Genomic DNA, 20079 nt, shown 5'->3' with positions numbered 1-20079 from the left:
TTCGCCGTTCGTCTCGCACCGGAGGTGTGCACGATGTCCGAGTGGTCCGTCGCCGAGCCCCAGAAGCTCACCTTCGACGCGCCCGTGCGCGAGCTCCAGGTGCGCATCGTCAACGGCACGGTGAATGTGGTGGGCACCGACGAGCCGTCCGCGCGCCTGGAGGTCACCGATGTGGAGGGCCCGCCCCTGGTGGTCACGCACCGGGACGGCGTCCTGACGGTGGCCTACGAGGACCTGCCCTGGAAGGGCTTCCTGAAGTGGCTGGAGCGCAAGGGCTGGCGGCGCAGCGCGGTGGTCTCGCTGGCCGTGCCCGCGGCCACGCGTGTCGAGGTGGGGGTGATCGGCGCCGCCGCCGTCGTCTCCGGGATCGACGGAGTCACCGAGGTCAAGGGCGTCACCGGCGACACCGCCCTGGTCGGCCTCGCCGGCCCCGTTCGCGCCGACACCGTCGCGGGGAGTGTGGAGGCCCAGGCTCTCACCGGGGATCTGCGCTTCAACTCCGTCTCGGGCGATCTGACCGTCGTCGAGGCGGGCTCCTCGGTGAAGGCCGACTCGGTGAGCGGCTCGATGGTCGTCGACCTCGACCCGGCCGGCCGCCCCACCGACATCAGTCTGACCAGCGTCTCCGGTGAGATCGCCATCCGGCTCCCGCACCCGGCGGACGCGGAGGTGGAGGCCAACACCGCCAGTGGCTCCGTCTCCAACGCCTTCGAGGACCTGCGCGTCAGCGGCCAGTGGGGCGCCAAGCGCATCACCGGCCGTCTCGGCGCGGGCAACGGCCGGCTGAAGGCCACCACCGTCTCCGGCTCGATCGCCCTGCTGCGCCGCCCGGCCGCGGAGGACGAGTCCGGGGCGGGCTCGGCCCCCGGCCCCCACCCCGAGGAGCCGGGGGGCCAGGGGCCGCACGCGCCGGGGGACAATGCGGTGGCCGGCCAGGACGAGGACGCGGCCCCCGCCTCCGACCCCACCCCCGACCGGGCCGACGGCTCGACCGACAAGAAGGTGCTCTGACATGCCCCCCGTCTTCGCCCACGGCCGCCTGCGCCTGTATCTGCTGAAGCTGCTGGACGAGGCCCCGCGCCACGGCTACGAGGTCATCCGCCTCCTGGAGGAGCGCTTCCAGGGCCTCTACGCCCCCTCGGCGGGCACCGTCTACCCGCGCCTGGCCAAGCTGGAGAGCGAGGGCCTGGTCACCCACACCACCGAGGGCGGCCGCAAGGTGTACGCCATCACCGACGCCGGCCGTGCCGAACTGGCCGACCGCGCCGGGGAACTGGCCGATCTGGAGCTGGAGATCCGCGAGTCGGTCGCCGAACTGGCCGCCGAGATCAGGGCCGATGTGCGCGGCGCGGCGGGCGACCTGCGGCGCGAGATGCGCGAGGCCGCCGGTGAGGCCCGGCAGGGCTCGGCCGACGACCGGCCCGGCGAGCAGGAGGCATGGCGCGCGGCCAAGGAGGAGATGCGCCGGGTCAGGCAGGAGTGGAAGGAGCAGGCCCGCCGCGCCAAGGACGAGAGCCGCCGCGCCCGCGAGGAGGCGCAGCGCGCCCGCCGCCAGGCCAAGGAGGCCCAGGACCGGGCGCAGGCCCAGGCTCAGGAGGAGGTGCAGCGCATCGCCCGCCGGGTCCAGGAGCGGGTGCAGGACCACTTCGCACGCGGTGACTGGCCGACCGGGCTGCGCGAGGGCCTGGCCGAACTAACCAAGGAATTCGGCGAGTTCGGCCGCGAGTTCCCCTTCGGCCGGGGCGGCGGCGCACCCACGGCCCCGCAGCCGGAGTACACCCAGACCCCCGAGGACTTCCCCGCCGACTACGAGCCCTCCTGGGCCCATGAGCCCACGACCGGCGACCCGGCCCGCGACCTCGAGCGCCTCCTGGACCGCTTCCGCGACGACATCCGGGACACCGCCCGCGACCACGGCGTCACCCCGGAGCAACTGCGCGACACCCGCCGCCACCTCTCCACCGCGGCGGCCCACATCGCCGCCCTCCTGCGCACCCCGAAGAGCTAGGCGAAGGCCGACCCCCGGTCGGCCTTCCCCACCCCGCGCCCCTGGCAGCTCACCCCGCCGTCACCTCTCCCGATCCCGCCCCGACGGCTCGGCCCGCCGTCACCTCTCCCGACCCCGCGACGACTCACCCCGCCATCGCCTATCCCCCCGCCCGCGGCAGCTCACCCCACCTTCACCCCTCACCCACCCGTCCCCGGCGGCTCACGCCACCTTCGCCTCTCCCCCGCCCCATCCCGGCGGCTCACCCCCGCCATCGCCTCTCCCCCGCCCCACCCCGGCAGCTCACCCCGCCTTCGCCTCTCCCTCACCCCCATACAGCACCCGCACCAGCCCCTCGTACGTCACCCCGTGATCGGCCAGGACCTCCGCCGGTACTCCCGGCCGGGCGGTGAGGGCGAGCAGCACATGCTGGTCGCCGATCGTCCGGTCGCGGTGGGCGAGGGCGATGCGCAGGGACTTCTCCAGCACGTCCTTGGCGTCCCGGCCGAAGGAGCGCCGCCCGCCCCACCAGCCCCGGTCCCCGGACAGGGCTCCGACGCCATGGACCTCCTCCACGCGGGAGACGATCTCGGCGACGTCGATGCCCAGCCCGGCGAGGGCATCGGCCTCGGCCTGCGACAGTCCGGCGCGCCGTCGCGCCGCGGCCAGTGCCCGGCCCATCGACTCCTTGCGGTCGGCGACACCGAGCGCGGCGAGCGCGGACGCGCCACGGCTGCCCTCCTGCCCGAGGAGGGCGAGCAGCAGATGCTCCGCCTCGACGGTTCCGGCCCCGGTGCGTTCGCAGTGCTCCACGGCCCCCTTGACCACGGCCCGTGCGTCCCGCGTGAACCGCTCGAACATCATCGCCTCCCGTACTTCTTGTGCACGGCCTGCCTGCTGACGCCCAGTTCCGCGGCGATCTCCTGCCACGACCAGCCCTGATTGCGCGCGTTGCGCACCTGTACCGCCTCCAGCTGCTCCAGCAGCTTCCGCAGAGCGGCGACGGCCCGCAGTCCGATCCGCGGATCGCGGTCCCCCGCCCGCTCGGCGAGATCCGTTGCTTCGGTCATACCGTCAACATAGGTTGACACCTCCCCTCTGTCAACCAAAGTTGACTACTGCGGCCGAAAAAGGGGGCGGGCCGGCCTCAGCCGCACCCGCCCCTCCCTCGCACCAGGGAGTCGGTCAACCCCCATGGACTCAAGAGTCGGTCACTCCACGAGCTCAGGAGTTGGTCAGCACGATCTTCCCGAACAGCTCACCCGACGCCATCTTCTCGAAGCCCTCCCGCGCCCGGTCCATCGGAAGCACGTCGTCGATCACCGGCCGCACACCGGTCGCCGCGCAGAACGACAGCAGGTCCTCCAGCTCGTCCTTGGTGCCCATCGTCGAGCCGACGACCTTCAGCTCCAGGAAGAAGATCCGGGTGAGCTCCGCGTGCGAGGGCCGGTCCCCGCTGGTGGCACCGGAGATGACGATCGTCCCGCCGGGCCGCAGCGACTTCACCGAGTGCGACCAGGTCGCCGCACCCACGGTCTCGATCACCGCGTCGACCCGCTGCGGCAGCCGCGCCCCCGGCTCCACGGCCTCCACGGCCCCGAGCTCCAGGGCCCGCTTGCGCTTGGCCTCGTCCCGGCTGGTCGCGAACACCCGCAGCCCCGCCGCCTTGCCGAGCACGATGGCGGCGGTGGCGACCCCGCCGCCGGCACCCTGCACCAGTACGGAGTCACCGGGCCGCACCCCGGCGTTGGTGAACAGCATCCGATACGCCGTCAGCCACGCCGTCGGCAGACAGGCGGCCTCCTCGAAGGACAGCTCCTTCGGCTTGGGCAGGACGTTCCAGACCGGCACGGCCACCTGCTCCGCGAAGGTGCCCTGATAGCGCTCGGTGAGGATCGACCGCGGCTCCTTCGGCCCGACACCGTGTCCGGTCTGGCCGATGACCGAGTGCAGGACGACCTCGTTGCCGTCGGCGTCGACGCCCGCGGCGTCACAGCCGAGGATCATCGGCAGCTTGTCCTCGGCGAGGCCCACGCCCCGCAGGGACCACAGGTCATGGTGATTGAGGGAAGCGGCCCTCACATCGACGGTCGTCCAGCCGGCCCGGACCTCGGGAGCCGGACGCTCCCCCAACTCAAGGCCGCGAAGCGGTTGATCACGATCGATGCGGGCAGCGTAGACAGCGAACATGCAACCGACCCTAGGGCCCCTCCCGACCGACGGGAACCACAGAACGATGTGAGACACACCCTCTTGCAACCAAGGGGACTGCACGCCCTGAAGGGGCGCGGGGAACTGCGCGACAAGCCACAAACAACCGGCACCCGCCCCCACAGAGAACCCACCCCCACGGATGGCGCACCAAACTCACGCGAACGGCCCAACTCACCCCAAAAAAATGACCCCGCCCAAAAAGGACGGGGCCATTCGGCTCAACGCGAAATCGGCGAGTTCAGCGCGATATCAACGCCGAGCCACACCCTCCGCACGAGCCGCCGCGGCGACCGCCGCCGTGACCGCGGGAGCGACCCGCTCGTCGAACGGCGACGGAATGACGTAGTCCGGCGCGAGGTCGTCCCCGACCACCGCGGCCAGCGCCTCCGCCGCCGCGATCTTCATGCCCTCGGTGATCCGAGAGGCCCGCACCTGAAGCGCACCGGCGAAGATCCCCGGGAACGCCAGCACGTTGTTGATCTGGTTCGGGAAGTCGGAGCGCCCGGTCGCGACGACGGCCGCGTACTTGTGGGCGACGTCCGGGTGGACCTCGGGGTTCGGGTTGGCCATGGCGAACACGAACGCGCCCTCGGCCATGGAGGCGACGGCCTCCTCGGCCACCGTGCCGCCGGAGACGCCGATGAAGACGTCCGCGCCCGCGAGGGCATCCTCCAGCGACCCGGTCAGGCCCGCCTTGTTCGTGAAGCCGGCCACCTCGCGCTTGACCGGGGTCAGATCGTCCCGGTCCGCCGAGATGACGCCCTTGCGGTCGGTCAGCGCCACATCCCCGATGCCGGCCTCGACCAGCATCTTCGCGATAGCGACACCGGCGGCGCCGGCGCCCGAGATGACGGCCCGCAGGTCGCCCAGCGCGCGGCCGCTCAGCCGCGCGGCGTTCCGCAGCGCGGCCAGCGTCACCACGGCCGTGCCGTGCTGGTCGTCATGGAAGATCGGGATGTCCAGCCGCTCCTGGAGCCGGCGCTCGATCTCGAAGCACCGCGGCGCGGAGATGTCCTCCAGGTTGACGCCACCGAAGGACGGCGCCATACGCACCACGGTCTCGACGATCTCGTCGACATCCGTGCAGGCCAGGGCGATGGGAACCGCGTCCACACCACCGAACTGCTTGAAAAGGATCGCCTTGCCTTCCATGACCGGAAGGGAGGCCTCGGGCCCGATGTCACCGAGTCCGAGCACGGCCGTGCCGTCGGTCACGACGGCGACGACGGACGACTTCCACGTGTAGTCGTGAACCAGGTCCGGCTGCTCGGCGATCGCGGTGCACACTTTCGCGACGCCGGGCGTGTACGCCAGGGACAGGTCGTCCTTGTCACGGACCGGCACGGTGGCCTGCACTGCCATCTTGCCGCCGCGGTGCAGCGCGAACGCCGGGTCGATGTCGAAGGAATCGAGGGGCTCGCCCCCGCCTTCCTGACCCGTACTGGCGTCACTGTCGCTGCGAGGATTGACGATCTCCGCTGCCACTTGTCTTTACCCCTTAAGTATTCAAGGTTGAGGGTTTGGTTCCACTCCCGGTGAGGGGTGGGCGGGCACCGCGTACGCCCCTTGCTGAGTGATGCTTGTGGGCATGTACGCGACGGACGCGCCGCACACGCGTCCTGGGCCCCGGATGAGGGGTGTAAAGAACCTTCTTACCGGACGACCGGTGTCCAGGACGAGTCCATAACGCGAAGGTCACATGCCAGTGACATGACTCATGCCCGAATATGGGGACAAGCCCTGGACAAACCCTCGACAACCGCTCAACGGCCTCCGAGCACCGCTGAGCCATGATCCACATCGTGAGACAAACCGAAGATCTTCCGGCCGGAAGCGCAGTTCCCCGCAGAAGATCCGGCCGTTATGGAGCGGACTGCGCCGGTTCACCGTCATCCCGTTATCTGATTTTGACATTTACAGCCCCCTGAATGGCTCAGTCCGAATGGCAAGATGCGGTAATCACACGAGGTCGCGACACCCGAAGGTGTGTGTTCTCGTCGACCCATCGGCAACTCCACCCATCCGCCGGAGGAACCCACCATGACCGCAAGCACCACCCGTCGTACGACCGCCGCGCGCTCCCGGCTGGCAGCGGTCGGCTCGATCGCGGTCGCAGGCGCTCTGCTTCTCACCGGCTGCGGTGACCAGACCGACAAGGCCGGCAACGGGTCCACCGAGGCCGCACCGCAGATCGCGGCCCCGCTGGCGGACCGGCTGCCCCAGAACATCCGTGACAAGGGCGTCATCAAGGTCGGTTCGGACATCGCCTACGCGCCGGTCGAGTTCAAGGACAGCTCCGGCAAGACGGTCGGTATCGACCCGGACATCGCCGAGGCCATGGGCAAGCAGCTCGGCGTGCGGTTCGAGTTCGAGAACGGCACCTTCGACTCCCTCATCACCGGTCTGCGCTCCAAGCGCTACGACATCGCCATGTCCGCGATGACCGACACCAAGGACCGCCAGGAGGGCATCGACTCCGAGACCGGCAAGAAGGTCGGCGAGGGCGTCGACTTCGTCGACTACTTCACCGCCGGTGTCTCGATCTACACCAAGAAGGGCGACGACCAGGGCATCAAGACCTGGAAGGACCTCTGCGGCAAGAAGCTCGTGGTGCAGCGCGGCACGGTCTCCGAGGACCTCGCCAAGGCCGAGGCGAAGAAGTGCCCGAAGGGCAAGAAGCTCTCCATCGAGGCGTTCGACAACGACCAGCAGGCCCAGACCCGCCTGCGCGCGGGCGGCGCGGACGCCGGCTCCTCCGACTTCCCGGTCGCCGCGTACGCGGTGAAGACCTCCGGCGGCGGCAAGGACTTCCAGCTGGTCGGCGAGCAGGTCGAGGCCGCCCCGTACGGCATCGCGGTGGCCAAGGACAACACGAAGCTGCGTGACGCCCTCAAGGCCGCGCTCGACGCGATCATCGCCAACGGCGAGTACGACCGGATCATCGCGAAGTGGGGCGTCCAGGCGGGCGCCGTCAAGGAAGCCCAGATCAACGGCGGCAAGTGACCGCAGCGTCGCGGCCACTGAAAGGCAATACGCGTGACTGACATCGACAAGGCGGACAGGCCCGCGGACACCCCGCCGGCCGGCCCGGAGGCCATCAAGGCCATCCCGGTCCGTCACTACGGGCGGTATGTAGCCGCCGTCGTGGCCCTCGCCCTGCTGGGCGCCATCGTCTACGCCTTCTCCCAGGGCAAGGTCGAATGGGACGCGATCCCGGACTACTTCTTCGACGACCGTGTCCTGGAAGGCGTGGGCAAGACCCTTCTGCTGACGGTCCTGTCCATGGCCATCGGCATCTTCGGCGGCATCCTGCTCGCCGTGATGCGGCTGTCCCGGAACCCGGTGACCTCGTCCATCGCCTGGTTCTACATCTGGTTCTTCCGCGGCACCCCGGTCCTGGTCCAGCTCATCGTCTGGTTCAACCTGGGCCTGGTCTTCGAGTACATCAACCTCGGCCCGGTCTACAAGGACGAGTGGTCGGACTTCATGACCCCGTTCCTGACCGCGCTGCTGGGCCTCGGCCTGAACGAGGCCGCGTACATGGCGGAGATCTGCCGAGCCGGTCTGCTCGCGGTCGACGAGGGCCAGACCGAGGCGGCGCACGCGCTGGGCATGAGCCACTCCAAGACGCTGCGCCGGATCGTGATCCCGCAGGCGATGCGCGTCATCGTGCCGCCGACGGGCAACGAGGTCATCAACATGCTGAAGACGACCTCGCTGGTCTCGGTCGTCCAGTACTCCGAACTGCTGCGCGTCGGCCAGGACATCGGCCAGACCTCCGGCGCCCCCGTGGAGATGCTGTTCCTCGCGGCCTCCTGGTACCTGCTGCTGACCTCGGTGTTCAGCGTCGGCCAGTACTACCTGGAGCGCCACTACGCCAAGGGCTCCTCCCGCCAGCTGCCGCCCACCCCGCTGCAGAAGGTGAAGGCCAACATGTTCTCCCTCGGCCGCCCGAAGGGGGGCATGGCATGACCGACAAGCTCAGCAAGACGGACGAGCCCGTGAAGGACTCCGTCGTCCCGATGGTCAAGGCCGAGGGCGTCCACAAGAACTTCGGCCACATCGAGGTCCTCAAGGGCATCGACCTTGAGGTCAAGCAGGGTGAGGTGTTCTGCCTCATCGGCCCCTCCGGCTCCGGCAAGTCGACCTTCCTGCGGTGCATCAACCACCTGGAGAAGATCAACGCCGGCCGCCTGTACGTCGACGGCGAGCTGGTCGGCTACCGGCAGAAGGGCGACAAGCTCTACGAGCTCAAGGACAGCGAGGTCGCGCTGAAGCGCCGGGACATCGGCATGGTGTTCCAGCGGTTCAACCTCTTCCCGCACATGACGGCCGTCGAGAACGTCATGGAGGCCCCGATCCAGGTCAAGGGCAAGAGCAAGGCCGAGGCCCGCGAGCGCGCCCTTCAGCTCCTGGACCGGGTGGGCCTGGCCGACCGGGCCGGGAACTACCCCTCGCAGCTCTCCGGCGGTCAGCAGCAGCGCGTGGCCATCGCCCGGGCCCTCGCCATGGACCCGAAGCTGATGCTGTTCGACGAGCCGACCTCGGCGCTGGACCCGGAGCTGGTCGGTGACGTGCTCGACGTCATGCGCGACCTGGCCGAGTCCGGCATGACGATGGTCGTCGTCACCCATGAGATGGGCTTCGCCCGCGAGGTCGGCGACAGCCTGGTCTTCATGGACGGCGGTGTGGTCGTCGAGTCCGGCAACCCGCGCGAGGTTCTCACCAACCCGCAGCACGAGCGCACCCAGGCGTTCCTGTCGAAGGTCCTCTGACCCGACATGCCACGAGGGGCGGTACGGGATTCCCGTACCGCCCCTCACGCATGGGTCACTTCAGGGCGAGCAGCAGGGTGTCCGACGGGGAGCACCACACGGGCCGTACCTCGGCGAAGCCCTTCTCGCGCAGGACGCGGGCGTGCCAGGCGGCGGAGGGCATCTCGCCGTCGGCGTGCTCGCCGTAGATCTCGAAGCGGCGGGCGGTGGGCTCGGCGAGCACGGGGTCCTTGGCGGCCAGCTGCCACCACTCCGCCCAGTCGAGGGCGCCGTCGGCCTTGGCCCGGTCCATGCGGGCGTGGCGCAGGGCGCGCTCGGCGGCGTTGATGCGGGGGGTGGTGTCGTCGATCATGTGGTCGGCGTTCATGAAGACCCCGCCGTCGCGGACGACCTCGGCGATCCGGCCGTAGAGGGCCGCCAGGGGCTCGCTGTGGAACCAGTGCAGGGCGGTGGCCGTGAGGACGGCGTCGTACGAGTCGTGCGGCAGCTTCGCCGTCCAGTCGGGGTCCTTGAGGTCGGCGGTGACGAGCGTGACGCGGTCGTCGCCGGCGAAGGTGCCCTCGGCGATGGCGAGGAGGGCCGGGTCGAGGTCGACGCCGGTGCTGGTGGCGTCGGGGAAGCGGGCGAGGAGGCGGGCGGTGATGGTGCCGGTGCCGCAGGCGAGGTCGAGCACGCGGGGGCTGGAACCGACGAGGGCTTCGACCATGTCGAGCATGATGCGGAAGCGTTCCTCGCGGTCGGGCATGTACCACTCCTGCTGGCGGTCCCAGCTCTGCTGCCACGCCTGCCAGTCGGCTCCGGCCGTGGTGATGCCGGTGTCGGTCATCGACGCCCCTCCGTCCACGCATGTCCCGTAATACCCTGGATGCACGATCAACTGTTACCGACCGCACGCCACGACAATAGAGCGCCCACGTAAGGACTACAAGTGGAACTGGCCTATTACTCGGACTACGCCGTACGCCTCGTCAACAGCGAGGAGCCGGTTCGCGGCACGGACGCGCTGACCACGGTCGAGGCCGTCCGTGAGCTGTTCGGCGGCAACCAGACGGCGGCCCGGCGGGCCACCGAGGCGGACGTGACCCGGTTCCGCTCGGTGCGGGCGAGGCTGCGCGCGGTCTTCGAGGCGGCGGACCAGGGCGACGAGACCCTCGCCGTGGACCTGCTGAACTCACTGCTGCTGGAGTTCCCGGTCAGCCCCCAGATCTCCGGCCACGACTTCCGGGACGACGACGGCCGCCCCCTGTGGCACATGCATCTGGCCGACCATCCCTCCAACGCGACCGCGGGCTACGCCGCCATCGCCGCGATGGGCCTGGCCTTCCACCTCACCGAGTACGGCGTCGACCGCCTCGGTCTGTGCGAGGCGACCCCCTGCCGCAACGCCTATCTGGACACCTCCACCAACCGCTCCCGGCGCTACTGCTCCGACCGCTGCGCCACCCGCGCCAACGTCGCCGCCTACCGCGCCCGCAAGCGCCAGGAGGCCGACCGCCCCGGCCCGGACGCGAGCACCGGCCTGGCGGCGGACAGCGCCCAGCGCAGCACCGCCAACGGCCCCCGCTGACCCGGGTTGCGCGGCCGGAAGCGCAGACGAGCGCGGGCCAGGACCAGCTCCTCGGGCACCACGCCGTAGTCGGTGCTGTCGCCCCCGGCCCGGGCGTTGTCCCCCAGCACCCACCAGCCGCCCTCACGGCGCTCCACGGCCCGTTTGACGACCAGCAGGTCCTGCTGGAACGGATGGCGCAGGACGACCACGTCACCCGGCTTGACGCGGGCGCCGTAGTGCACGACGAGCCGATCGCCGTGGTACAGCGTGGGCACCATCGACGGCCCGGTCACCTCGGCCAGTCCGAAGGGCAGCAGCCCACCGCTGCGTTCGGGCTCCTGCGACAGCTCCGGCATCACCCGGCACCTCCCCGGTCCTTCCTCCACCAGTCTCAGTCTGACCCTGGACTTTTGTCCTAAGCCCATGGGGGCACTCGCGAAAACCCGTCCCTCAGGGAGTAATGTCCCACCTGAGAAGACGATCACGAGGAAGGAACGCTCCATGCTTTCCCGCCTGTTTGCCCCCACGGTCAAGGTCAGCGCGCACTGCGACCTGCCCTGCGGTGTGTACGACCCGGCCCAGGCCCGCATCGAGGCGGAGTCGGTGAAGGCCGTCCAGGAGAAGATGGCCGCCAACGACGACCCGCACTTCCAGGCGCGCGCCACGGTCATCAAGGAGCAGCGTGCCGAGCTCGCCAAGCACCACGTGTCGGTGCTCTGGAGCGACTACTTCAAGGCCCCGCACTTCGAGAAGTACCCGGAGCTGCACCAGCTGGTCAACGACGCCCTGAAGGCCCTCTCGGCCGCCAAGGCGTCCACCGACCCGGCCACCGGCCAGAAGGCGCTGGACTACATCGCCCAGATCGACAAGATCTTCTGGGAGACCAAGAAGGCCTGACCAGGGGCAACCGCTCCTGACCGGCGGTCGGTGCACCACCGCGGGTCATCAGCCTGAGGCCGAAGGGGCCCGACCGGACATCACCGGCCGGGCCCCTTCGTCATGCCCCGGCCACCGCCGCCGCCACCAGCGGGCGCACCGGCCGGGGCGGGGCGTCCAGGAGGGCGGGGAGGTCGCTGTGGTCGGCCGTGAGCCAGCCGGCGCGGTGGTTGGCGAAGATGGAGACGGTGTGGCCGATCTGGTAGGGGAGCTGGCCGTTCGCGGCGAGGGGTTCGCGTACGTCGGACAGGGCCGTCGGCTCGTAGCGCACCGGCCGTCCCAGTGCCTCGGTGAGGACCCCGGCGATGTCGTCGCCGTGCAGGGACTCGACGCCCTCCAGTTCGTACACCTTGCCCGCGTGGCTGCCGTCGGCGTGCGCCTGAAGGGCCACCTTGGCGGTGACGTCGGCCAGGTCCTCGCGGGCCACCAGCGAGACGCGGCCGTCGCCGAAGGGGGCGGCGAGGACGCCGGTGTCGGCGGGGGACGCGCAGGACGCGGCGAGGGCGAGCCACAGCGGGACCTCCGCGTACAGCCCGTTGCGCAGCACCGTCGTCGCGAAGGGGGCCTCGGCCAGGCGCTCCTCGGTCCAGCGGTGGGCGACGGACAGGGTGATGCGCTCGCCGGAACCGGCCAGGCTGGTGTAGATCACATGTCGTACGCCCGCCGCAGCGGCCGCCTCGACGACCGCCCCGTGCCGGGCCATCACCACGTCGTCCTCGGCGTACCCGGCCGAGACGAACACCAGGACGTCGACGCCCGCGAAACCCTCCCCGAGGGACGCCGGATCGTCGAAGTCCACCCGGCGGGCCCCCGGGCCCGGCGCGCGCGTACCGGCGATCACCTCGGGGCCGCCCGCCGCTTCGGCCGCCTTCAGCCGGTCCAGGACGAGTCCCGCGAGCGCTCCGGACGCGCCGGTCACCAGGATCATGAAATGCCTCCGCAGCAGGGATGGTTGGATCGGATGATCGATACCGCCAGCTTCGCCCGCCGCGGAGCCCGGCGTAAGGAGGCACTTTCATGTCCGTGGGGCACACCGCGGTAACCACCCCCGAGGCCGCGCACGGCCCGTGCGGGGACGACGACTGCGGGATCCGGGACGTCCTGGACCGCATCGGGGACAAGTGGTCGGTGCTGGTCCTGGTCGAACTCGCCAAGGGTGTACGGCGGTTCCGCGAGCTCCAGCGCGCGATCCCAGGCATCTCCCAGCGCATGCTGACCGTGACGACCCGGCGGCTGTGCCGGGACGGCCTGGTGGAGCGCACGGTGTATCCGACGATCCCGCCGCAGACCGAGTACGCCCTCACCGCCACCGGCCGCAGCCTCGCCGGGGTCGTCGAGAGCCTCGCCGACTGGTCCCGCGTCCACACCCCGGCCATCACCGAGGCCCGCGCCCGCTGGGACGCCGAGCACGGCGAGGACGCCGGGGGCGCCGGGGGCACCGGGGGCACCGGGGGCACCGGGGACGCGCCCGCCCGTGCCATGCTGAAGGCGTGAACAGGGACGACCTGGTCCGGCTGCGCAAGGCACGGGACCGTATGGACCGCGAGTACGCCGAGCCGCTGGACATCGCGGCGCTCGCGGCCACCGCCCTGATGTCCCCCGGCCACTTCCAGCGCAGCTTCCGCGCGGCGTACGGCGAGACCCCGTACGGCTATCTCATGACGCGCCGCGTGGAGCGGGCCAAGGCGCTGCTGCGGCGCGGCGACCTGACGGTGACCGAGGTGTGCATGGCGGTGGGCTGCACCTCGCTGGGATCCTTCAGCGCCCGCTTCACGGAGCTGGTCGGGGAGACGCCGAGCGCCTACCGGGCGCGTTCGCACGAGGACAGCGCGGTGATCCCGCCGTGCGTGGCCCGCAAGTACACGCGGCCACACCGTGCGCCGCGGCGCGGGCCGTCCTAGCGTGAGGTCATGGACCTCAGACTCAGGCAGTGCTTCATCGCCGTCGACGACCACGACAAGGCGCTGATCTTCTACCGGGACGTCCTCGGCCTGGAGGTCAGGAACGACGTCGGCTTCGAGGGCATGCGCTGGGTGACGCTGTCCTCGCCGCTCCAGCCGGACGTGGAGATCGTCCTGGAGCCGCCGGCCGCCGACCCGGACGCCTCCCCCGCCGACAAGGAGGCGATGGCCGTGCTGCTGGCCAAGGGCCTGCTGCGCGGGGTCAACTTCACCACCGCCGACTGCGACGCCCTGTTCGACCGGGTGCGCGAGGCGGGCGCCGATGTGATCCAGGAGCCCATGGACCAGCCGTACGGCGTGCGCGACTGCGCCTTCCGCGACCCGGCCGGGAACATGCTGCGCTTCATGGAGCGGCCCGCACGGTGAGCCGCCCTGCTCGGGGGCCGGTCTCGCGATGAAACGCCCTGCTCGGCAGCCGGCCTCGCGACGAGACGCCCTGCTCGGGAGGGTTTCCCCCCTACGATCGCCGCATGAGCATCCGCTGGACGTACGCCTTCGCCGACCGCCCCGCCGCCCGCTTCGAGGAGGCGTGCGCGTTCTGGACCGCCGTGACGGACACGCGGCTGTCCGAACTCCGGGGGGATCTGAAGGAGTTCACCACCCTGCTGCCGGACGGTGCCGACCCCTGCGTGAAGATCCAGGGGGTCGTGTCGGGCGACGGGGGCGCGCATCCGGACTTCGCCGTCGAGGACGTCACCGGCTTCGTACGGGACGCGCTGCGGCTCGGCGCGGACCTGGCCGCCGAGCACGACGGGTGGGCCGTACTGCTCTCCCCCGCCGGGCAGTTGTTCTGCGCGGTCCCCTGGCACGGCGAGGCCGTCCGGCCGCCCGTGGTGCACGGCAGCCGCCTGGACCAGATCTGCCTGGACGTCCCGCCCTCGGCCTACGACACCGAAGTCGCCTTCTGGACCGGCCTGTTGCCCGAGTGCGGGTCGGCGCCGGGCTCGCTGCCCGAGTTCCATGTGCTCACGCCGCTGCCCGGACTGCCCGTACGGCTGCTGCTCCAGCGCCTGGGCACCGAGCGGCCCGCCTCCGCGCACCTCGACCTGGCCTGCGCGGACATCGACGCCACCCGTGAGCGGCACGAACGGCTGGGTGCCGAGTCCGTGGCCCGCGGCGGGCACTGGACGGTGATGCGCGACCCGGCCGGCGGCACCTACTGCCTGACCGGCCGGGACCCGGAGACCGGCGGACTGCCGGAGCGTCAGGGGTTCAGGGGCTGACGTGGAGGGTGGCGTAGGCGCAGACGACGTAGTCGGCCTCGGACGGGGGGCAGGACAGGTCGGTGGGCAACGGCGCCGGTGTGCGGGACTCCTCCCAGCGGGTCTGCGGCGGCGGCTGCACCGAGTCCTGGAGCCACAGGGTGAGCCCGCCCGCGACGGCCACCAGGACCACCCAGCACAGGACGATCCGCCGCCATAACCGGCTCACGCCCACGGCTCCACGCCCACCACGGCCTCCACCGGCACGGGACCGTAGACGTGCGGGAACTCCTCGCCTCCGGGCTCGGGGGCCTCGTACCGCAGCGGCGCGTCCAGCCGCGCCGGGTCGATCACCAGGACGACCAGCTCGTCGGGGCCGTCGTGGGCGCCGTACAGGAACGCGGCGACCTTGGGAAGCTGCTCGCGGGTGGAGCAGTGGATGAAGCCCTCCTGCTGGAGGGTGCGTCCACGAGTGGACATCTCGTACGTGCCGCGCTCGCGGGCCGCGTCCCACAGGGAGCGCTCGGTGATGTGGAGGATGTACGGCTGTTCGGGCATGGGCCCACGCTAGCCGCTCGGCCGGCGAGTGGTCGGGGCGGCTCTCACGGGTGCGTCGGAGCCTGGCCGGGGATTCTCGACACCGGGCTCGACGCATCTTCTCCGGGCGGGATCGGGTCAGGTCTTCTCCGTGCGCGGGGCGGTGGTCATGGTCGTCGGGACCGGGGAGGCCGGGGAAGCCGGGGAGGCCGGGGAAGGCTGTTCCGGCCGCTCGGGCCGCCGGCCGTGCTCGTCGCCCCCTGGGGCGTATGCCCCGCACCGGGGGTTCAGGCACGGACCGGGCACCCACTTCGGCACCCATGCGCCCAGCGTCTTGTGGCGCCGGACCACCGTTTCGACGGGCTGTCCGCAGACGGGACAGGCGTGCTCTTCGCTGTCCATGCCTTCAGGGTAGGGCGGAGCGGGGCTCAGCGCTTCCTGCTGTACGTCCGCACCACCACGCCGTTGGCGAGGGCGCGCACCGAATCGAGGGCGAAGTCGGTGAGGGAGTGGGCGGTGCTGAACATCGGCATACCGGCGCCGTAGACGATCGGGTAGGTCTTGATGACCAGCTCGTCGATCTCGTCGAAGAGTTCACCGGCGACCGTGGCGCCGCCGCACAGGTAGATGTCGAACTCGCTGTCCTCGGCCTTGAGTTCCCTGACCTTGCCGACGAGGTCCTCGGAGATGATCTCGACGTGGGGGTCGGGAGACTGCCGGGTGCGGGAGGCGACGTATTCGCGCAACTGGGCGTAGGGGCGGGTCATTCCCTCCCGCAGACCCAGCTCGTAGCTGGCCCAGCCCTGGACGACGGTGTCGAACCGCTTCAGGGGCAGGTCCTCGATGCCGAGGGCCTTGCGCGCCGGGGCGGGCAGGGTATCGGGGTGCTCCGTCGCGAGGTACGTCATGTACTCCTCGTCGAGGTAGGCGAACATCGCCGAGGCATCGCCGTAGGGGTCACCGATGAAACCGTCGATGGAGCAGGCGATGAAGTACGTGAGCTTGCGCAAGCGGGTCTCGTTTCGTTGGCTGCCGCGTTGACTCCGTCAGTTGTAGTACTTCACTTGGAGTGGTTCAAGGGGTTTAGCGGTTCCCGGGGAAAGTGAGGGAAGGCATTCCGTCTACGCGCCGTGCGGCTCGCGCCACATGGGCCACATCAGCGGACCGTCCGGCAGCGCCAGCGCGGCGCCCTGGACCGTGAAGCCGAGCCGTTCGTACAGTGCGCGGCTGCGGGCGTTGCTCGCCTCCAGATAGGCGGGCAGGCCGTCGCGGTCGCAGCGTTCCAGGACGTGCTCGACGAGCGCAGTGCCGAGGCCGCGGCCCTGGTGGGCGGGGTCGACGCCGATCATCCAGAGGTATTCGTGCGCCCGTCCGGAGGGGTGGATCCCGGCGGTCAGCCGCCCGATCAGCTCCACCCGCTCATTGGCCGGATCGACGGCCTCCCGCAGCTGGGCGAACCCGGCCTCGTCCTCCTCGTGGGCCTCCGCGGGCACCGACAGCCACAGCGCGCACGCCGCGCCGTCCTCCGTGATGTCGATCCGTCCGTCGGCCAGCACGATGTCGGTGAACGCCGCCATCAGCCGGTGATGCGTCGTACGGCGGTACTCCTCGCCCGGGAACACCCAGCCGCTCACCGGGTCGTCCTGGAAGGCCCGGTCCAGCAGCCCCACGACCGCCTCCCGGTCGTCCTCCCGAGCCACCCGTATCGCCACGCCCATGCCCCGCACCTCTCAACCGACCTTGATCGTACGGGCGTTGAGCCTAGCGGGGGCGGGGGCCGGGCCGGGGAGGGGGGCGGACCGGGGGGACGGGCCGGGCAGAGAGGCGGCAACGGCCGGGTGGGGCCGGGTCCTTGAGGCCCGGGCGCCCCGCCGCTGCCCGTCCGTGTGCTCAGTTCGTGCGGCGGGTGACGAACTCCGCGAGGGAGAGGAGTCCCCCGGCCGTCTCCGGGTCCGGGATCGCGCGGGCCAGTTCGGACATCGCGCGGGACATCCGGTCGGCCGCCTCGGCCTGGGCCCAGTCGCGGCCTCCGGCCCGTTCGACGGCTAGGGCGGTGCGCTCCAGGTCGTTCAGGTCGTCCTGGGCATCCTGGCCGCCCCGGGCACCACGGCCGTCCCGGTCGTCCCGGTCGTCCCGGCCGCCCCGGTCGTACGGCACCTCGTACAGAGCCGTCAGCTCCGCCGCGGCCGCCGTACCGGAGGTCAGCGCCGCCACCACCGGCAGCGACTTCTTGCGCGCGGCGAGATCCGCGCGGGCCGGCTTGCCGGTGCGTCCGGGGTCGCCCCAGATGCCGATCACGTCGTCGATGAGCTGGAAGGCGAGCCCGGCCTCGCGGCCGAACGCGTCCAGCGCCTCGACGTCCTCCTCGGCCACGCCCGCGTACAGCGCGCCGAGCGCACACGCACACCCCAGCAGCGCCCCGGTCTTGGCCTCGGCCATGGCGAGCACCTCGTCGAGGCGGACGTCGGCGGGCGACCGCCGCTCCATCGCCGTGTCCACCTGCTGGCCCTCGCACAGCTCGACGACACACGCCGCGAGCCGTGCGGCCGCGGTCGCGGACGCCGGATGCGGATCCTCCGCGAGCAGCCGCAGCGCCAGGGCCTGCATCGCGTCCCCGGCGAGGATCGCCTCCGCCTCTCCGAAGACCGTCCACGCGGTGGGCCGGTGCCGGCGTGTGGTGTCGCGGTCCATCACGTCGTCGTGCAGCAGTGTGAAGTTGTGGACCAGCTCCACGGCCGCCGCCGCCCGCACGGCCGCCGCCCGCGCCGCGGGGCCGCCGAGCGCGGCCGCCGCGGTGAGGACCAGCGCCGGGCGGATCGCCTTGCCGGAGTTGTCGGCCGCGGGGGTGCCGTCCGCGTGCTCCCAGCCGAAGTGGTACCGGGCGACCCGGCGCATCGCGGTGGGCAGCGAGTCGAGAGCGGCACGCAGCGCCGGATCCACCGACTCCCGCGTCCGCGCCAGGATGGCCCCCGCCTCCTGCACGTCGAGCGCGCCGGGCACCTCCGGGCGGCCCCCGGCGCTCTCCGCATCGCCGCGGCCCCCGGCCCCCTCCGTCTCGCTCCCGATGGAACCCCGCCCCTCCCCGGCGCGCCGCGCCCCACCGAGGCGCGGCCTGGTCTCCGTCATGAACTCGGCCACGGGCTCCCCCTGTCGGAGCCCGCGCGGGAACCCCCCGGGGGCGCCCACCCGGAGGGGCGGGCGCACGGCACCGTCGGGCCGGAAGGGGTCACCGCCAGCGGCCGATCTCGACGTTCTCCATCACACCGAGCGCGTCGGGCACCAGCACCGCGGCCGAGTAGTAGGCCGTCACCAGGTACTTGATGATGGCCTGTTCGTTGATGCCCATGAACCGCACGGACAGGCTCGGCTCGATCTCGTCCGGGATGCCGGACTGGCGCAGGCCGATCACGCCCTGGTCCTGCTCGCCGGTCCGCATGGCGATGATCGACGTGGTGCGGGCCTCGGTGATCGGGATCTTGTTGCACGGGTAGATCGGCACACCGCGCCAGGTGGGGATGCGGTTGCCGCCGATGTCGATCGTCTCCGGGACGAGCCCCCGCTTGTTGAGCTCACGGCCGAACGCGGCGATCGCGCGCGGGTGGGCGAGGAACAGCTTGGTGCTGCGGCGCCTGCTCAGCAGCTCGTCCATGTCGTCCGGGCTGGGCACGCCGTCGTGCGGCTGGATGCGCTGGTCGTACTCGCAGTTGTGCAGCAGACCGAAGTCGCGGTTGTTGATCAGCTCGTGCTCCTGGCGCTCCTTCAGCGCCTCGACCGTGAGCCGCAGCTGCTGCTCGGTCTGGTTCATCGGCTGGTTGTACAGGTCGGCCACGCGCGTGTGGATGCGCAGCACGGTCTGGGCGATGCTCAGCTCGTACTCGCGCGGCTTGGCCTCGTAGTCGACGAAGGTGTGCGGGATGTCCGGCTCGCCGGAGTGGCCCGCTGACACTTCGACGACCTTCTCTCCGTACTTGTTGGTGGGCTGCGGCGGGATCGACCGCTGCTCCTGGAGGTGCTCGCGCAGGGAGTCCGAGCGCTCGGCGATCTGGTCGACGTCCTGCCGGGAGAGGATGAGCACGGTGCACGCGGTGACCGCGCGGACGGTGTTCTCCCAGATGGCGTCGGCGCTGAGCAGCGCGGCCTCGCCGAAGTAGGCCCCGTCGGCGAGGACACCCAGCACCGCGTCGTCGCCGTAGGGGCCCTCACCGACCTTCTCGGCGCGGCCGTGGGCGAGCAGGTAGACCTCGTCGGTCGGGCTGCCGAAGGGGGCGATCACCTCGCCCGGCGCGTACTCGTGCTGACGGCAGCGCTGCGCCAGCTCGGCGAGCACCTCGACGTCCTCGTAGGACCGCAGGGCCGGCAGTTCGCACAGCTCCGCCGGGATGACCTCCACCCGGTCGCCGGTCTTCACGAAGGTGACACGTCCGTCTCCGACGGCGAACGTGAGCCTCCGGTTCACCCGGTACGTGCCGCCGTGCACATCGACCCACGGCAGGGTGCGCAGCAGCCAGCGGGAGCTGATCTCCTGCATCTGCGGCACGGACTTGGTGGTAGTGGCCAGGTTCCGCGCAGCCGCGGTGCCGAGACTCTGCTGCGGCTTGTCCTGCTCCGTGCGGACCTCTTCGCCTACCGACATAAGGAAATGACCTCCCGGGTCCCGCCCCGACAGCGCTCTGCTTGGGGCACCGATCTCCGCGAGAAGCCTTCCATCACGGAATGTATCCGTGCTATTACACGAACGAGCGGGAATGGATCGCCCCTGTCCTGGGAACACTGGGGCTCTCACGTCCCGTTCGCTCCGCTATCGCCGTATCGCGGCCGACGTGGAGAAACGATCCTTGCCTTCCGGCAGCCGGGCGAGCCGAAGCGGCCACCCGTCACCCGTGCGCCGCAACGGCCGCGCATCAGAGTCAGTCCCGCT

General features: G+C 71.1%; 25 protein-coding genes. 11 read left to right on the top strand and 14 right to left on the bottom strand.

The features are described 5' to 3' along the window. The first annotated feature begins 33 nt into the window (after window positions 1-33). Together ACSU6M_RS23055 and ACSU6M_RS23050 are read left to right on the top strand one after the other, a co-directional pair. Window positions 34-1011: a DUF4097 family beta strand repeat-containing protein gene (locus ACSU6M_RS23055; RefSeq protein WP_437071932.1), complete on the top strand. Its 978-nt coding sequence runs from the start codon at window positions 34-36 to the stop codon at window positions 1009-1011. Window position 1012: 1 nt separating this feature from the next. Further along, a complete protein-coding gene (locus ACSU6M_RS23050; RefSeq protein WP_437071930.1) occupies window positions 1013-2008 on the top strand; it encodes a helix-turn-helix transcriptional regulator in 996 nt (331 codons plus the stop codon). Window positions 2009-2290: 282 nt separating this feature from the next. Here the strand turns inward: ACSU6M_RS23050 and ACSU6M_RS23045 are convergent, their stop codons facing one another. The 4 genes from ACSU6M_RS23045 to ACSU6M_RS23030 form a co-directional block, all read right to left on the bottom strand. Further along, window positions 2291-2848 carry a Clp protease N-terminal domain-containing protein gene (locus tag ACSU6M_RS23045; RefSeq protein ID WP_437075314.1) on the bottom strand — a complete coding sequence of 186 codons (558 nt, stop codon included), beginning with the start codon at window positions 2846-2848 and terminating at the stop codon, window positions 2291-2293. Continuing rightward, window positions 2848-3057, bottom strand: a complete 210-nt coding sequence (locus ACSU6M_RS23040; protein WP_437071928.1) for an HTH domain-containing protein — start codon at window positions 3055-3057, stop codon at window positions 2848-2850. Before ACSU6M_RS23040 ends, ACSU6M_RS23045 begins: the two co-directional genes overlap by 1 nt. A gap of 154 nt (window positions 3058-3211) precedes the next feature. Further along, window positions 3212-4177: a zinc-binding dehydrogenase gene (locus ACSU6M_RS23035; protein ID WP_437071926.1), complete on the bottom strand. Its 966-nt coding sequence runs from the start codon at window positions 4175-4177 to the stop codon at window positions 3212-3214. Window positions 4178-4450: 273 nt separating this feature from the next. Then, window positions 4451-5686: an NAD(P)-dependent malic enzyme gene (locus ACSU6M_RS23030; RefSeq protein ID WP_437071924.1), complete on the bottom strand. Its 1236-nt coding sequence runs from the start codon at window positions 5684-5686 to the stop codon at window positions 4451-4453. 555 nt (window positions 5687-6241) lie between these two features. Between ACSU6M_RS23030 and ACSU6M_RS23025 the strand changes: the two genes are divergently transcribed. The 3 genes from ACSU6M_RS23025 to ACSU6M_RS23015 are packed head-to-tail and all read left to right on the top strand — an operon-like array spanning window position 6242 to window position 8976. Next, window positions 6242-7204 (top strand): ABC transporter substrate-binding protein, encoded by a 963-nt coding sequence (locus ACSU6M_RS23025; protein WP_437071922.1) that lies wholly within the window; start codon window positions 6242-6244, stop codon window positions 7202-7204. A gap of 33 nt (window positions 7205-7237) precedes the next feature. Beyond that, the gene (locus ACSU6M_RS23020; RefSeq protein WP_437071920.1) at window positions 7238-8173 is read left to right on the top strand and encodes an amino acid ABC transporter permease; all 936 of its coding nucleotides are present in this window, start codon (window positions 7238-7240) and stop codon (window positions 8171-8173) included. Window positions 8174-8223: 50 nt separating this feature from the next. Next, window positions 8224-8976 (top strand): amino acid ABC transporter ATP-binding protein, encoded by a 753-nt coding sequence (locus ACSU6M_RS23015; protein WP_437075312.1) that lies wholly within the window; start codon window positions 8224-8226, stop codon window positions 8974-8976. Window positions 8977-9031: 55 nt separating this feature from the next. Here the strand turns inward: ACSU6M_RS23015 and ACSU6M_RS23010 are convergent, their stop codons facing one another. Then, window positions 9032-9802: a class I SAM-dependent methyltransferase gene (locus tag ACSU6M_RS23010; RefSeq protein WP_437071918.1), complete on the bottom strand. Its 771-nt coding sequence runs from the start codon at window positions 9800-9802 to the stop codon at window positions 9032-9034. Window positions 9803-9904: 102 nt separating this feature from the next. On the opposite strand from ACSU6M_RS23010, the gene ACSU6M_RS23005 reads away from it, so the two are divergent. Further along, complete coding sequence (locus ACSU6M_RS23005; protein ID WP_437071916.1) at window positions 9905-10543, top strand: CGNR zinc finger domain-containing protein; 639 nt, start codon at window positions 9905-9907, stop codon at window positions 10541-10543. Here ACSU6M_RS23005 and sodX read toward each other — a convergent pair. Continuing rightward, window positions 10438-10881 (bottom strand): nickel-type superoxide dismutase maturation protease, encoded by a 444-nt coding sequence (gene sodX / locus ACSU6M_RS23000; protein WP_437071914.1) that lies wholly within the window; start codon window positions 10879-10881, stop codon window positions 10438-10440. The two genes, ACSU6M_RS23005 and sodX, sit on opposite strands and share 106 nt — an antisense overlap. Window positions 10882-11026: 145 nt before the next feature. Here sodX and sodN point away from each other — a divergent pair, with 145 nt between their 5' ends. Next, window positions 11027-11422, top strand: coding sequence for a superoxide dismutase, Ni (gene sodN, locus ACSU6M_RS22995; protein WP_437071912.1), 396 nt, complete (start codon window positions 11027-11029; stop codon window positions 11420-11422). A 100-nt stretch (window positions 11423-11522) separates the two neighbouring features. Here the strand turns inward: sodN and ACSU6M_RS22990 are convergent, their stop codons facing one another. After that, window positions 11523-12389, bottom strand: a complete 867-nt coding sequence (locus ACSU6M_RS22990; protein ID WP_437071910.1) for an NmrA family NAD(P)-binding protein — start codon at window positions 12387-12389, stop codon at window positions 11523-11525. 89 nt (window positions 12390-12478) lie between these two features. Here ACSU6M_RS22990 and ACSU6M_RS22985 point away from each other — a divergent pair, with 89 nt between their 5' ends. The 4 genes from ACSU6M_RS22985 to ACSU6M_RS22970 all read left to right on the top strand — a co-directional run bounded on the left by ACSU6M_RS22985 (window position 12479) and on the right by ACSU6M_RS22970 (window position 14645). Further along, window positions 12479-12955 (top strand): winged helix-turn-helix transcriptional regulator, encoded by a 477-nt coding sequence (locus tag ACSU6M_RS22985; RefSeq protein WP_437071908.1) that lies wholly within the window; start codon window positions 12479-12481, stop codon window positions 12953-12955. Then, window positions 12952-13362, top strand: coding sequence for a helix-turn-helix transcriptional regulator (locus ACSU6M_RS22980; protein WP_437071906.1), 411 nt, complete (start codon window positions 12952-12954; stop codon window positions 13360-13362). The genes ACSU6M_RS22985 and ACSU6M_RS22980 overlap by 4 nt, the downstream gene beginning before the upstream one ends. Window positions 13363-13371: 9 nt before the next feature. Next, window positions 13372-13788 carry a VOC family protein gene (locus ACSU6M_RS22975; protein ID WP_437071904.1) on the top strand — a complete coding sequence of 139 codons (417 nt, stop codon included), beginning with the start codon at window positions 13372-13374 and terminating at the stop codon, window positions 13786-13788. Window positions 13789-13892: 104 nt separating this feature from the next. Beyond that, on the top strand, window positions 13893-14645 hold the full coding sequence (locus tag ACSU6M_RS22970) for a VOC family protein (protein ID WP_437071902.1): 753 nt from the start codon (window positions 13893-13895) through the stop codon (window positions 14643-14645). On the opposite strand, the gene ACSU6M_RS22965 is transcribed toward ACSU6M_RS22970, so the two are convergent. The 7 genes from ACSU6M_RS22965 to ACSU6M_RS22935 all read right to left on the bottom strand — a co-directional run bounded on the left by ACSU6M_RS22965 (window position 14635) and on the right by ACSU6M_RS22935 (window position 19794). Further along, complete coding sequence (locus ACSU6M_RS22965) at window positions 14635-14853, bottom strand: hypothetical protein (RefSeq protein WP_437071900.1); 219 nt, start codon at window positions 14851-14853, stop codon at window positions 14635-14637. The genes ACSU6M_RS22970 and ACSU6M_RS22965 overlap by 11 nt on opposite strands. After that, window positions 14850-15182, bottom strand: coding sequence for a DUF952 domain-containing protein (locus ACSU6M_RS22960; RefSeq protein ID WP_437071898.1), 333 nt, complete (start codon window positions 15180-15182; stop codon window positions 14850-14852). The genes ACSU6M_RS22965 and ACSU6M_RS22960 overlap by 4 nt, the downstream gene beginning before the upstream one ends. A gap of 117 nt (window positions 15183-15299) precedes the next feature. Next, the gene (locus ACSU6M_RS22955; protein WP_437071896.1) at window positions 15300-15563 is read right to left on the bottom strand and encodes a hypothetical protein; all 264 of its coding nucleotides are present in this window, start codon (window positions 15561-15563) and stop codon (window positions 15300-15302) included. Between the two features lie 26 nt (window positions 15564-15589). Further along, entirely contained in the window at window positions 15590-16171 is a 582-nt protein-coding gene (locus ACSU6M_RS22950) for a dihydrofolate reductase family protein (protein WP_437071894.1), read from the bottom strand. 111 nt (window positions 16172-16282) lie between these two features. Then, the gene (locus tag ACSU6M_RS22945; RefSeq protein WP_437071892.1) at window positions 16283-16879 is read right to left on the bottom strand and encodes a GNAT family N-acetyltransferase; all 597 of its coding nucleotides are present in this window, start codon (window positions 16877-16879) and stop codon (window positions 16283-16285) included. Between the two features lie 172 nt (window positions 16880-17051). Then, the gene (locus ACSU6M_RS22940; protein WP_437071890.1) at window positions 17052-18299 is read right to left on the bottom strand and encodes a family 2 encapsulin nanocompartment cargo protein polyprenyl transferase; all 1248 of its coding nucleotides are present in this window, start codon (window positions 18297-18299) and stop codon (window positions 17052-17054) included. Window positions 18300-18387: 88 nt separating this feature from the next. Further along, complete coding sequence (locus tag ACSU6M_RS22935; protein WP_437071888.1) at window positions 18388-19794, bottom strand: family 2B encapsulin nanocompartment shell protein; 1407 nt, start codon at window positions 19792-19794, stop codon at window positions 18388-18390. Window positions 19795-20079: the final 285 nt, after the last annotated feature.

The sequence above is a fragment of the Streptomyces sp. enrichment culture genome (genome assembly GCF_964272895.1).
Lineage (GTDB): Bacteria > Actinomycetota > Actinomycetes > Streptomycetales > Streptomycetaceae > Streptomyces.
This window is presented reverse-complemented; position numbering and strand designations above follow the sequence as displayed.

Bases quoted from the DNA above. Each gene is read 5' to 3' on its own strand.
- ACSU6M_RS22975 (WP_437071904.1), top strand. From the start codon at position 13,372: ATGGACCTCAGACTCAGGCAGTGCTTCATCGCCGTCGACGACCACGAC.
- ACSU6M_RS23015 (WP_437075312.1), top strand. From the start codon at position 8,224: ATGGTCAAGGCCGAGGGCGTCCACAAGAACTTCGGCCACATCGAGGTC.
- ACSU6M_RS22970 (WP_437071902.1), top strand. From the start codon at position 13,893: ATGAGCATCCGCTGGACGTACGCCTTCGCCGACCGCCCCGCCGCCCGC.
- ACSU6M_RS22985 (WP_437071908.1), top strand. From the start codon at position 12,479: ATGTCCGTGGGGCACACCGCGGTAACCACCCCCGAGGCCGCGCACGGC.
- ACSU6M_RS22990 (WP_437071910.1), bottom strand. From the start codon at position 12,389: ATGATCCTGGTGACCGGCGCGTCCGGAGCGCTCGCGGGACTCGTCCTG.
- sodN (WP_437071912.1), top strand. From the start codon at position 11,027: ATGCTTTCCCGCCTGTTTGCCCCCACGGTCAAGGTCAGCGCGCACTGC.
- ACSU6M_RS22960 (WP_437071898.1), bottom strand. From the start codon at position 15,182: ATGCCCGAACAGCCGTACATCCTCCACATCACCGAGCGCTCCCTGTGG.
- ACSU6M_RS23050 (WP_437071930.1), top strand. From the start codon at position 1,013: ATGCCCCCCGTCTTCGCCCACGGCCGCCTGCGCCTGTATCTGCTGAAG.
- ACSU6M_RS23010 (WP_437071918.1), bottom strand. From the start codon at position 9,802: ATGACCGACACCGGCATCACCACGGCCGGAGCCGACTGGCAGGCGTGG.
- ACSU6M_RS22935 (WP_437071888.1), bottom strand. From the start codon at position 19,794: ATGTCGGTAGGCGAAGAGGTCCGCACGGAGCAGGACAAGCCGCAGCAG.
- ACSU6M_RS23055 (WP_437071932.1), top strand. From the start codon at position 34: ATGTCCGAGTGGTCCGTCGCCGAGCCCCAGAAGCTCACCTTCGACGCG.
- ACSU6M_RS22955 (WP_437071896.1), bottom strand. From the start codon at position 15,563: ATGGACAGCGAAGAGCACGCCTGTCCCGTCTGCGGACAGCCCGTCGAA.
- ACSU6M_RS23025 (WP_437071922.1), top strand. From the start codon at position 6,242: ATGACCGCAAGCACCACCCGTCGTACGACCGCCGCGCGCTCCCGGCTG.
- ACSU6M_RS23035 (WP_437071926.1), bottom strand. From the start codon at position 4,177: ATGTTCGCTGTCTACGCTGCCCGCATCGATCGTGATCAACCGCTTCGC.
- ACSU6M_RS23040 (WP_437071928.1), bottom strand. From the start codon at position 3,057: ATGACCGAAGCAACGGATCTCGCCGAGCGGGCGGGGGACCGCGATCCG.
- ACSU6M_RS23045 (WP_437075314.1), bottom strand. From the start codon at position 2,848: ATGTTCGAGCGGTTCACGCGGGACGCACGGGCCGTGGTCAAGGGGGCC.
- ACSU6M_RS22945 (WP_437071892.1), bottom strand. From the start codon at position 16,879: ATGGGCGTGGCGATACGGGTGGCTCGGGAGGACGACCGGGAGGCGGTC.
- sodX (WP_437071914.1), bottom strand. From the start codon at position 10,881: ATGCCGGAGCTGTCGCAGGAGCCCGAACGCAGCGGTGGGCTGCTGCCC.